The sequence below is a fragment of the Sphingobium sp. HDIP04 genome (genome assembly GCF_000445085.1).
GTDB lineage: Bacteria > Pseudomonadota > Alphaproteobacteria > Sphingomonadales > Sphingomonadaceae > Sphingobium > Sphingobium indicum.
In genome coordinates this window covers 1-11,707 of the sequence record NZ_ATDO01000134.1, presented here as the reverse complement: position 1 = coordinate 11,707, position 11,707 = coordinate 1, and the positions used below count along the sequence as shown (strand labels likewise).

12 protein-coding genes are annotated in these 11,707 nt (G+C 66.1%); 9 read left to right on the top strand and 3 right to left on the bottom strand.

Annotation, left to right across the window (positions count from 1 at the left end; genetic code table 11):
* Positions 1–56 precede the first annotated feature (56 nt).
* Entirely contained in the window at positions 57–1,067 is a 1,011-nt protein-coding gene (locus L286_RS45115) for an NAD(P)H-dependent flavin oxidoreductase (protein WP_020817837.1), read from the top strand.
* Between the two features lie 115 nt (positions 1,068–1,182).
* Positions 1,183–1,995, top strand: a complete 813-nt coding sequence (locus L286_RS45110; protein ID WP_029986407.1) for a hypothetical protein — start codon at positions 1,183–1,185, stop codon at positions 1,993–1,995.
* Positions 1,996–2,151: 156 nt separating this feature from the next.
* Here L286_RS45110 and L286_RS45105 read toward each other — a convergent pair whose 3' ends face one another.
* Positions 2,152–2,586 (bottom strand): winged helix-turn-helix transcriptional regulator, encoded by a 435-nt coding sequence (locus L286_RS45105; RefSeq protein WP_007684204.1) that lies wholly within the window; start codon positions 2,584–2,586, stop codon positions 2,152–2,154.
* 102 nt (positions 2,587–2,688) lie between these two features.
* Between L286_RS45105 and L286_RS45100 the strand changes: the two genes are divergently transcribed.
* The 5 genes from L286_RS45100 to L286_RS45080 all read left to right on the top strand — a co-directional run bounded on the left by L286_RS45100 (position 2,689) and on the right by L286_RS45080 (position 5,659).
* Positions 2,689–3,429 carry an SDR family oxidoreductase gene (locus tag L286_RS45100; RefSeq protein ID WP_020817839.1) on the top strand — a complete coding sequence of 247 codons (741 nt, stop codon included), beginning with the start codon at positions 2,689–2,691 and terminating at the stop codon, positions 3,427–3,429.
* A gap of 79 nt (positions 3,430–3,508) precedes the next feature.
* Positions 3,509–3,871, top strand: a complete 363-nt coding sequence (locus L286_RS45095; protein ID WP_007684208.1) for a DUF1428 domain-containing protein — start codon at positions 3,509–3,511, stop codon at positions 3,869–3,871.
* Between the two features lie 12 nt (positions 3,872–3,883).
* Entirely contained in the window at positions 3,884–4,678 is a 795-nt protein-coding gene (locus L286_RS45090) for a VOC family protein (protein WP_020817840.1), read from the top strand.
* A 25-nt stretch (positions 4,679–4,703) separates the two neighbouring features.
* Entirely contained in the window at positions 4,704–5,195 is a 492-nt protein-coding gene (locus L286_RS45085; protein ID WP_013040676.1) for a VOC family protein, read from the top strand.
* Positions 5,192–5,659: an SRPBCC domain-containing protein gene (locus L286_RS45080; RefSeq protein ID WP_020817841.1), complete on the top strand. Its 468-nt coding sequence runs from the start codon at positions 5,192–5,194 to the stop codon at positions 5,657–5,659. Before L286_RS45085 ends, L286_RS45080 begins: the two co-directional genes overlap by 4 nt.
* 268 nt (positions 5,660–5,927) lie before the next feature.
* On the opposite strand, the gene L286_RS45075 is transcribed toward L286_RS45080, so the two are convergent.
* On the bottom strand, positions 5,928–7,097 hold the full coding sequence (locus L286_RS45075) for a pyridoxal phosphate-dependent aminotransferase (RefSeq protein WP_020817842.1): 1,170 nt from the start codon (positions 7,095–7,097) through the stop codon (positions 5,928–5,930).
* A 123-nt stretch (positions 7,098–7,220) separates the two neighbouring features.
* Positions 7,221–8,378 (bottom strand): pyridoxal phosphate-dependent aminotransferase, encoded by a 1,158-nt coding sequence (locus tag L286_RS45070; protein WP_007684217.1) that lies wholly within the window; start codon positions 8,376–8,378, stop codon positions 7,221–7,223.
* 143 nt (positions 8,379–8,521) lie between these two features.
* On the opposite strand from L286_RS45070, the gene ptsP reads away from it, so the two are divergent.
* Together ptsP and L286_RS45060 are read left to right on the top strand one after the other, a co-directional pair.
* The gene (gene ptsP, locus L286_RS45065; protein WP_007684218.1) at positions 8,522–10,798 is read left to right on the top strand and encodes a phosphoenolpyruvate--protein phosphotransferase; all 2,277 of its coding nucleotides are present in this window, start codon (positions 8,522–8,524) and stop codon (positions 10,796–10,798) included.
* 103 nt (positions 10,799–10,901) lie between these two features.
* On the top strand, positions 10,902–11,707 hold an 806-nt coding region (locus L286_RS45060; RefSeq protein WP_021223990.1), incomplete at its 3' end, for a helix-turn-helix domain-containing protein.

Sequence of the window (11,707 nt, the reverse complement as noted above, 5' to 3'; positions counted from 1 at the left end):
CCCACCCCAACCCCTCCCCTGAAGGGGAGGGGCTTTATGATTCTAAGGGCTTTAACATGACCAACGCCAAACTCGCTTCCCTGATGGCCCGCGGCACCGATTTCCTGGGTTGCGAGGTCGCGATCCTGTGCGGGGCGATGAGTTGGGTGTCGGAGCGGCATCTGGTCGCGGCGATCTCCAACGCGGGCGGCTTCGGCGTGATCGCCTGCGGGGCGATGACGCCCGACCTGCTCGACAAGGAGATCGCGGCGACCAAGGCGCTGACGAGCAAGCCTTTCGGCGTCAACCTCATCACCATGCATCCGCAGCTTTTCGACCTGATCGACGTCTGCGCGAAACATGAAGTCGGCCATGTGGTGCTGGCAGGCGGCCTGCCGCCCAAGGGCAGCATAGAGGCGATCAAGGAGAAGGGCGCGAAGCTGATCTGCTTCGCCCCGGCGCTGGCGCTGGCGAAGAAGCTGGCCCGTTCCGGCGTCGACGCGCTGGTGATCGAGGGGATGGAGGCGGGCGGCCATATCGGCCCGGTGTCGACCAGCGTCCTCGCGCAGGAAATCCTGCCTGAGATGGCGTCGCAGTTGCCGGTGTTCGTCGCGGGCGGCATCGGGCGCGGGGAGCTGATCGCGGGCTATCTGGAGATGGGCGCGGCGGGCGTGCAGCTTGGCACCCGCTTCGCCTGCGCGACCGAGAGCATCGCCCATCCCAATTTCAAGAAGGCCTTTTTCCGCGCCTCCGCCCGCGACGCCATCGCCAGCGTGCAAATCGACCCGCGCCTGCCGGTCATTCCCGTGCGCGCGCTGAAAAATGCCGGGACGGAGGCCTTCACCGCCAAGCAGCGGGAGGTCGCCAACCTGCTGGACAGCGGGGCGGTCGACATGGGCGAGGCGCAGTTGCAGATCGAACATTATTGGGCGGGCGCGCTGCGCCGCGCCGTGATCGACGGCGATGTCGAGGGCGGCTCGCTGATGGCCGGGCAGTCGGTCGGCATGGTGTCGAAGGAAGAGCCGGTGGCCGACATCATCGCCCAGTTGATGGACGAGGCGGCGGTGGCGCTGGAGCGGCGCGCCTGAAAACAGGACAGGGTGAATCCGGGACCGGATGAGTCGAACCCCGGCGCGCTCGTCAGGAACGCATGGCTTTGCCATGAGTTTGTTCTGTCCTAACAATGATCAAAGGATTTCGGGGGTGCCGTTGCGACCCGTCGTTCGCCGTTTTTTCGAGCTTGCATCCGTAACCGCGCTCGCGCTGGTCGCGGGCTGTTCCACCCCGGAAAAGGCGCCGCCCACGCCGCCGCCGCCGGTGGTGCCGACCATCAAGCCGCTGCCGCCCATGGGCGCGGTGGAGGATATGAGCATTCCGGAGGTCGCGACGGACGGCAGCTATCTGACTCCCAATCGCGGCGTTACGGCCAATACCGCGCTCTGGCATGTGCGCATGGCGCTGAACGTGGCGGCCCTGTCCTGCCATGGCGTCAACGAACCGGCGCGCATCCAGTATAACCGGATATTGCATGTGCATCAGGCGGCGCTGCGGGAGGCCAATGCGGCGGTCGACCGCAATTATCTGGCCGCCTATGGGACGGGCGGGCTGAAGGCGCGGGAGTTGCTGAACACCGTCGTCTATAATTTCTTCGCCCTGCCGCCGGTGACGAAAAGCTTTTGCCCGGTGGCGATCGATGTCGGCGCGAAGATATTGGCCATGCCGTCCGACCAGTTGCTGGCCTATGCGCCCGAAGCGCTGACCGCGCTGGAAAAGCCGTTCCAGGATTTTTACGCGGCCTATGCCGACTATCTGCGGCGGCTGGCGGAATGGCAGTCGCGCTTCGGCGGGACGGTGACGGTGGTGGCGTCGCCCACCCCTTTGCCGCCGCCGCCGATGGCCCCCAGGGAAGTTGCGTCGGGTTTCACGCCCGTCAGGGTGCCGGGCGCGCCGGTGCTGGTGGAGGTGCCGACCTTCCCGCTGACGCCGATGCGCGAGACGTTCGTGCCGGTGGAATAGAGCAGCATATATTTGGGACCGCTTGTTATCCGCTCACCCTGTTCGAACGGCCGTACTTTTCTTCAAGAAAGGAATGGGCTTCGACAGGCTCAGCCCGAACGGGGAGGGGTGTTCCCGATCGTACGCCCGATGCGATAGCCCGCTATTGGAAATCGCTCAATCGCGCGCGTCGAAGCGGCGGCGCGCATCTTCCACCGCTTCCAGATGGCGTTCCGCCCAGACCCAGACGCCGCAAAAGGCGGCGCTCAAACTGTTCCCTAGGGGCGTCAGCGCATAGTCGACGCGGGGCGGCACCACCGGATGGACGGTGCGGGTGAGCAGGCCGTCGCGCTCCATCTGGCGCAGCGTCTGGGTCAGCATCTTCTGGCTGATCCCCTCCACCTGCTCGGCGATGCGGGTGAAGCGCAGCGTGCCCTTCTCCTCCAGCAGTTCCAGCACCAGCAACGTCCATTTGTCGGCGATGCGGCCGATCAGCTCGTTCACCAGCCGCTCGATTCGCGGGTCGAGCGGCGCTTCGGGATTGGCCTCGATAAAGGCCTCCGCTTCAGAAATTTCATCGGGAGCGAAGCGCTTGGCCAGCGGATTTTCCATTTCTTACTTTCCGGTACCTATGGAACTTTACGGTGCCTTCTTTCCAAAAGAGAGTAAAGGCATAAATTGCCGTTCACATCATCGCTTCGAAGGAGACGACCCATGGACAAGAGCGGCAACACCATCCTCATCACCGGCGGCGGATCGGGCATCGGCGCGGCGCTGGCGCATGAATTCCATGCGGCGGGCAATCAGGTGATCATTGCCGGGCGGCGGCAGGCGGCGTTGGACGCCGTGGTGGCGGAGCATCCGGGCATGGCGGCGATGACCGTCGACATGGGGGATGCGGCGGCCATCGCGGCTTTCGCCGACAGGCTGGTCGCGGATTTCCCGGCGCTCAACGTCGTGGTCCACAATGCCGGGATCATGGTGGTGGAGGAGCAAATCGACCTGGCCATAGCGGAGGCGACCGTCGCGACCAATTTGCTGGGGCCGATCCGGCTGACCCATGGCCTGTTGCCGCATCTGCTGGCGCAGCCCGCCGCGACGCTGATGACGGTGACGTCGGGTCTGGCCTTCGTCCCGCTGGCGGCGACGCCGACCTACAGCGCGACCAAGGCGGCGCTGCATAGCTGGTCGCAGTCGATGCGGCATCAGCTCAAGGATACGGGGATCGAGGTCATCGAACTGGCGCCGCCGGGCGTGCAGACCGACCTGATGCCCGGCCATGCGGAAAATCCGCAGATGATGCCGCTGGACGACTATATAGCGGAGGTCATGGGGTTGCTGCGCCAGCAACCCGCGCTGGAGGAAATCTGCGTCGAGCGGGTGAAGTTCCTGCGCGAAGCGGAACGGCGCGGCGAATTCGACCAGGTGTTCGAGGCGCTGAACGGCGCGCATTGAACGGCACGCCCGGCTCCGCTTGCAGAGGCGGAGCCGGCCCCCTATCCTGCACCTGCCAGGGGGCATGAGGAGACGTGTCATGAGCTATATGGACGGTTTCGTGATCCCGGTGCCCAAGGGCAATAAGGAACGGTATCGGGAAGTCGCGGCCTATGCCGCGCCGATCTTCATCGAGCATGGTGCGCTGCGGATCGTGGAATGCTGGGCGAACGACATCAAGCCGGGCAAGGTCAACGACTTCCGCACCGCCGTCATCGCGGAAGAGGATGAGGAGGTCGTCTTCTCCTGGATCGAATGGCCCGACAAGGAAACGCGGGACGCGGGCGCGGAGAAGGTCATGAACGACCCCCGGATGCAGCCGCAGGAGGGGGAGGACATGCCCTTCATCGGCGCGCGGCTGATCTATGGCGGGTTCGAGGTGCTGCTCGACGCCAGGGCATGAGGGAGAGGGACGATGACCGACCTGAACGGCAAATTCTTCTGGTATGAACTGATGACCGGCGATCCGGCGGCGGCCATGGCCTTTTACGGCGATGTCGTCGGCTGGACCTTCCAGCCCTTCGGCGCCGATCACGGCTATCATGTGGTTTCGGGCAGCGCCGGGCCGACGGGCGGGATCATGGCGATCCCGGCCGACGCCGCCGCCCATGGCATGAGGCCCTGGTGGGGCGGCTATGTCGGGTCCGCCGATGTGGACGCGGATGCCAAGCGGCTGGCCGAAGCGGGCGGCAGCGTGCAGCGGGCGCCGGAGGACATAGCGGGCGTCGGGCGCTTCGCGGTGATGGCCGGTCCGGGCGGGGCGCCGTTCATGCTGCTCAAGGGCTCCAGTCCGGAGGGGATGGACCCGCCGCCGCCGATGGCGAACGGGCATGTCGGCTGGCATGAACTCTATAGCGGCGATTTCGACGCGGACCTGGCCTTCTACACGTCCATGTTCGGCTGGGCGAAGGGCGAGGCGATGGATATGGGCGAGATGGGCATCTACCAGCTATTCTCGCAGGATGGATCGACAAGCTTCGACGGCATGAGCGGCGGCATGATGGCGCTGCCGAAGGAAATGCCCGCGCCGCTGTGGCTGTTCTACTTCGTCGTGCCGGACATCGACGCCGCGACGGAGAAGGTGAAGGCGGGCGGCGGAACGGTGCTGAACGGGCCGATGGAGGTGCCGGGCGGGGCCTGGATCATCCAGGCGACCGACCCGCAGGGCGCGATGTTCGCGCTGGTGGGCATGCGCGCCGCCGGGGAGTGACGGCCGAAGGATAAGGAGAGGAACCATGTCCAGAATTTCACCCTGCCTGTGGTATAATGGGCAGGCGGAGGAAGCGGCGCGTTTCTACGTGTCGATCTTCGGCGGGTCGGTGGATTTCATCAACCGCTTTCCGCAGGACCAGCCGACGCCTGCTCCGTTCAAGGGTGGGGACGTGCTGATGGTCGAATTCACCCTGTTCGGCGAGAGCTATCAGGCGCTGAACGGCGGGCCGAAATTCGGCTTTACCGAAGCGGTGTCGCTGTCGGTCGCGTGCAGGGACCAGGGGGAGATCGACCGCTATTTCGACGCCCTGACCGCCGATGGCGGATCGCCGGGGCCGTGCGGCTGGCTGAAGGACAAATATGGCCTGTCCTGGCAGTTGGTGACGCAGGAGATCATGGACCTCTACAAGACGGGCGACGGGCCGGGCATCCAGCGGATGATGACGGAGATGATGACCATGCAGAAGCTGGACACGGCCCGGATGAAGGCGGCCTTCGAAGGGGCCGCGTCATGAGCGCCGCCATATTCGAACTGTCGGTGACATGCCATATCGCCGCCCCGCGCGAAATTGCGTGGAAGGTGTGGACGGACCTGAAGGACGAATGGTTCTGCCCAAAGCCCTGGCGCGCCGAGGTGATCGAGGAGGATCTGCGCCCCGGCGGGCGGAGCGCGGTGCGCATGTTCGGTCCGGATGGCGAGGATACCGGGCCGATGGAGGGCGTGTTTCTGGAGGTCGTGCCGGGCGAGAAGGTGGTGACGACCGACGCCTATGCGTCCGGCTGGATACCGCAGACGCCGTTCATGACCGCGATCTGGAGCTTTGCCGACGAGGGGGAGGGGACACGCTTCACCGCCACGGCACGGCATTGGGATGCCGAGGCGATGGAGAGGCACAAGGAAATGGGCTTCCATCCTGGGTGGGACCAGATGGCCGAGCAGTTCAAGACATTGTGCGAGGCTTCGGCGGCGAGCGCGTAGGGAAGCGGCCAAGAGCGGGCCTATCCTGTTCCTCCCCATCGAAAGATGGGGAGGGGGACCGCCGCTGAAAGCGGTGGTGGAGGGGAATGGGGCACGACCTCCGAAATTTCCCCTCCACCATTGGCTGCGCCGACGTCGAAGAGAGTCACGTGCCTCTCTTCGACCCTCCCCACGCTTCGCGTAGGGAGGAATTGGCGTAACCTGCCATGCACAAGAAAAGGGCGCCCGGCTTGCACCGGACGCCCTTTTCTTTACCCTTCGGAAGCGATCAGGCCTTGTAGACCTTCTCCACCGCCGAGCGGAATTTCGCCATGTCGTCGGCCGAACCCACGGTGACGCGGGAAACGGTGGGCCAGATCGGCCAGGCGCGGCCGATCTGCACCTTTTCCGGCGTGGCGAGCAGGGCGGCCTGCATCTCCTTCGCGGGCTTGGTCTTCCAGTCGACCATGAACATGTTGGCCTCGCTGCCGGCGTGCACCTCTATGCCCTTCTTGGTGAGCCAGGCGATGGTTTCCTCCCGGTTCGCGATCATTTCGGCGCGGCGCGCCTTGATCAGGCCAGCTTCGGGATAGACCGCGTTGCCGCAGGCCATGGCGGTGATCGACAGGCCGCCCGCCGTGGGACCGAACAGGCTGATGCGCTTCTGCACTTCCGGATCGGCGAAGGTCAGGCCCAGCCGCACGCCCGCCATGCCGAACAGCTTGGAGAAGGTCCGCATGACGATCAGGTCCTTGCGGCCCGCCACCAGCTTGGCGGCGTTCGGGCCGTCATACCAGTGGATATAGGCTTCATCGACCAGCAGGAAGGAATCCTTGGGCTTGTTCGCCAGCAGCCATTCGATGTCGGCCATCGGCGTGATGGTGCCGGTCGGGTTGTTGGGCGTGCAGATATAGTAGAGCCCGGCATTGGGATTGGCGGCCAGCATCGCCTTGACGTCATGGCCCTTGCCGATGGCCTGCGGCGCCTTGGCGATGGGGGCCTTCAGATAATCGGCGGTGCGCCAGGCGGATTCGAAGGTCGGATCGGCGGTGACGAGGCCCTTGGTGGGCGAGCAGAAGGCCGCGACCGTGCTGACCAGCGGGCCGCCCGAACCCGGCCACAGCATGACGTGGGATTCCGGAATGCCCTCCACCTTGGCGATGGTGGCGATCAGGTCGCCCTTGTAATTGTCCGGATCGTACCAGTTGCCGACGGCGGCGGCCTTCGCGGCGGCCTGCACGCCCGGCTCGAACGGGCCGGTCCAGCATTCGTTGGCGCCGATGCGCACCGCGCCCTTGATCCCGCGGGAGGCCTGCTGCTGCGCGAAGGCGGGTTGGATCAACAGGTTGCCGGCCGCAGCGCCGGCAGCCATCAGGGCGGAAATCCTGCCGATCGTGCGGCGGGAATAGCCCCGCTCCAGCAGGTCTTCGCGGGCGTCCTTTTCCAACATCATGGTCATGTCGTCTGTTCCCCTAATTGTTCCACCAACTGCGCATATTCCACGGGGAGAAACGAAGGAGGCGGCGCATTTCCGCAATGCGCCGCCTCCCGATTTTCGAAATTTATGAGCGGTCAGGCCGGATCAGGCCTTCCACACCCTGTCGACGGCGTCGCAAAAGGCCTTCATCTCCTCGGCGGAGCCGACCGAAACGCGGGACACGTTCGGCCAGATCGGCCAGTTGCGCCCGATCTGCACCTTTTCGGCCAGGAGCGCAGCCTGCATTTCCTTGGCGGGCTTGCCCCAGTCGACCATGAACATGTTGGCGTGGCTGCCCGGAATGACCTTGATCCCCTTCTTCTTGAGATGGGCGACGGCCATTTCGCGGTTGGCGTTCATTTCGGCGCGGCGCGCCTTGATGAGGTCGGCTTGGGTCACCGACACCGTGCCGCAGGCGACGGCGGTCATCGGCAGCATCGCCGTCACCTGGCCGCCGTCATAGCGCATCATCTTTTCCATGATGGCGGGGCTGGAGAAGGTGAGGCCCAGGCGCATGCCCGCCATGCCGAACAGCTTGGAGAAGGTGCGCAGGATCAGCACGTCGTCGCGGGTCGCCGCCATCTTCGCGGCGTTGGGGCCGTCGAACCAGTGGATATAGGCTTCGTCGACGACCAGGATCGCGTCCTTGGGCTTGTTGTCGGCCAGCCACTGGATGTCGGCGAGCGAGGTCATCGTGCCGCTGGGATTGTTGGGCGAGCAGATGTAATAGACGCCCGCATTGGGGTCCGCCGCCAGCATCGCCTTCACGTCATGGGCGTAATCCTTGGTCAGCGGCACCTTCGTCACCTTTGCGCCCAGCCACTCGCCGGTGCGCCAGATGGCTTCATAGGTGGGATTGCCGGTCACGATGCCGCGCGTGGGCGAGGCATAGGCGACGGCGACGCGGCTCAACGGATCGCTGGAGCCGGGCCAGGCGGTGATGCGGTCGGCGGGAATGCCCTCCACCGAGGAGACGGCGGCGAACAGCTTGGCATGTTCGTCATTGGGTTCGTAGCGATTGCCTTCCTGCACCAGCTTGAAGGCGGCTTCGGCGGCGACGGGGAAGGGGCCGGTCCAGCATTCGTTGGCGCCGATGCGCACGGCGCCCTCGACCGCCTTGGCGGCCTGCTGCGCCATGGCGCCGGTGACGCGCAGGGCGGCCGCGCCCGCGCCCAGCAGGGCAGCGACCTTGCCCATCTGACGGCGGGAATAGCCCCGCTCGATCAAATCCTGTTCGAAGGCCTTGTTTTCGATTTCTGCCATATGCTCATCTCCCTGAATCCTGAGATTTTACGGCTGTAAACGAAAGCATCGTTCATTTCCGCCATGTCCGTCCAGGGAAAATCCGCCGGAACCGCACATATTCGCCTTGGAAAGCGGCGGCGCGATCTGTTAGCGCTTGACCCATGCCCAGCACGCCCGCCGCCGCCGCCCGCCAGATCCTCACCCGCCTGCAGGAGGTGATGGCGGCGCGCACCAGCGCGCAGGCGAAGCTGAACAAGGTGGTGGAGATCATCGGGCAATCGCTGTCGAGCGAGGTCTGCTCCATCTATCTGGTGCGCGAAGGGCTGCTGGAACTGTTCGCGACGCGGGGCTTGAAGCAGGAGGCCGTCCACGTCACCCGCATGGCGATGGGCGAGGGGCTGGTCGGCATGATCGCCACCAATGTCGAGACGCTGAACCTGGACGAGGCGGCATCGCACCCCGACTACAGCTATCGTCCGGAAACGGGGGAGGAACTGTTCCACAGCTTTGCCGGCGTGCCCATCGTGCGGCGGGAACGCGCCATCGGCGTGCTGTGCGTCCAGCATGTCGAGCCGCGCCGCTATGAGGAGGTGGAGATCGAGGCGCTCCAGACCGTGGCGATGGTGCTGTCCGAACTGATCGCCAATGCGGAACTGGCCGATGACGGCCCGCTGGACAGCCGGGTGCAGGACACGGGCAGCACGGTGCTGCACGGATTGCAGCTCGTCATGGGCATGGCGCGGGGGCATGCCGTGTTCCACCAGCCGCGCGTCCATATAGAACATACCGTCGCCGAGGATACGGAGGCGGAGCGCGCCCGCGTCATTTCCGCCTTCGCCAAGATGCGCGAGCAGATCGACCGCATGACCGGCGCGGCCGAATTCGGCACGGAGGGCGAGCATCAGGAGGTGCTCGAAACCTACAAGATGTTCGCCTATGACGAAGGGTGGATCAGGCGGATCAACGAGGCGATCGACAGCGGCCTGACCGCCGAGGCCGCGATCGAGCGCGTGCAGCAGCGCACCCGGATGCGCATGCGGCAGATCGACGATCCGCTGCTCCAGGACCGGATGCACGACCTGGAGGACATGGCGAACCGCCTGCTGCGCATCGTGTCGGGGCAGCTGGGGACGGCGGCGCAACTGGGATTGCGGCAGGACGCCATATTGATCGCGCGCAACCTGGGGCCTGCGGAATTGCTGGAATATGACCGGCGGCGGCTGAAGGGCGTGATCCTGGAGGAAGGATCGCTGACCGCCCATGTCACCATCGTAGCCCGCGCCATGGGCGTGCCGGTGCTGGGCCGCGTGCGCGACATCCGGCATCAGGTGAACGAGGGCGACCTGATCCTGATGGACGTGGGCGCCAACGCCCTGCTGATCCGTCCGACGTCCGACATGGACGAGGCGTTCGAGAACAGGCTGCACGTCACGCAGAAGCGCCGGGCCGAATTCGCGGCGATGCGCGACCTGCCGTCCGTCACCATCGATGGCCAGCGGATCGAATTGATGGTGAACGCCGGCCTGCGGGAGGATGCGCAGGCGCTGGACCTGGTGGGCGCGGACGGCATCGGCCTGTTCCGCACCGAATTCCAGTTCCTCGTCTCCGCCACCCTGCCGCAGCGGGAAAAGCAGCAGCGGCTCTACCGCGACGTGCTGGACGCGGCGGGCGACCGGCCGGTCGTCTTCCGCACGGTCGACATCGGCGGGGACAAGGCATTGCCCTATATGGCCCGCGACGCGGAGGAGGAGCTGGAGGACAATCCCGCCATGGGCTGGCGCGCGCTGCGGCTGGCGCTGGACCGGGATGGCCTCATGAAGGCGCAGGCCCGCGCCCTGCTGGAGGCGGCGGCGGGCAAGGTGCTGCACGTCATGTTCCCGATGGTGTCGGAACCCTGGGAATATGAGCAGGCCCGCGCCCTGGTGGAACATCAGCGCGAATGGCTGGTGGCGCAGAAGAAGAAGCTGCCGGTCGCCGTGCGTTACGGGGCGATGCTGGAGGTGCCCGCTTTGGCGGAGGTGCTGGACCTGCTGCTGCCCAGGCTGGATTTCCTGTCCATCGGCACCAACGACCTGACGCAGTTCCTGTTCGCCGCCGACCGCGCCCACCCACGGCTGGCGGAGCGCTACGACTGGCTGAGCATCGCCATATTGCGTTTCCTGGACCGCGTGGTGCGCGCCTGCGAAGACCATGAGGTGCCGGTGGGCGTGTGCGGCGAGATGGGGGGGCGCACGCTGGAGGCGATGGCGCTGATCGGCCTGGGCGTGCGGCGCCTGTCGATCACGCCGGCCTCGGTCGGACCCGTGAAGGCGATGATCCGCACCGTCGACGCGGCGGAATTGCGCCGGTTCATGCGCGATCTGCTGGACAAGGGGGTAACGGATATTCGTTCGGCGCTGGTCGACTGGGCCGGCGAACATGCTATTGAATTGAATTAAAGGGGATAGGGGCGGCGCGGCCGGCGCTTTTGGGGCCGGCGCGGCGTTGACAATCCCCGTCCCGCAATGAGACAAGGCCAGCCTTCAAAGGTCGCGGAGCAGCATGGCAGAAGAACCCGAACTGGAATCCGGCGCCGCGCCGGAACGGCAGCCCGATACTCCGGGCGCGCGCCTGCGCGCCGCGCGGGAGGCGCAGGGCCTGTCGATACAGGATGTCGCCACCCGGACGCGCATCGCCCAGCGGCAGTTGGAGGCGATAGAGCGCGACGATTATGCCGCCCTGCCCGGCATTCCCTATGCGGTGGGTTTTGCCCGCGCCTATGCCCGCGCCATCGACGTGGACGAGGTGGCGATTGCCGCCGACGTGCGCAGCGCGGTGCATAATTCGGACCTGGGCAGCAACCGCTACGAGGCGTTCGAGCCGGCCGATCCGGCGCGGGTGCCCTCCCGCGCGCTGGCTTGGACGGCCGCGGCCATCGTCGTGCTGCTGGTCGCCGGTTTCGCCGTCTGGCGCACGCAGGTGATGACCCCGCCGACGGGGGAGGAGATCGCCGCGCAGCAGGCCGCGCCCGCGCCTGCCGCTACGAAGCCGGCGGCGGGCGCGCGCCCGGCGGCGCCGGTGGTGCAGACGGTCGTGTTCACCGCCAATGACGATGTCTGGCTGCGCATCTATGACGAGACCGGCGAGCGGTTGAAGGACGGGCTGATGAAGAAGGGGGAGAGCTTCACCCTTCCCGCCAATGCCCGCAATCCGATGATCCTGACGGGTCGGCCGCAGGCGCTGGCCGTGACGGTCGGCGGCAAGCCGATCGCGCCGCTGGGACCGCCGGACCGCACCATCGCCGACGTGCCGGTCAATGCGGAGGCCCTGCTGGCGCGGGCGGCACCCGCCGCGGGACAGGTGCAGGG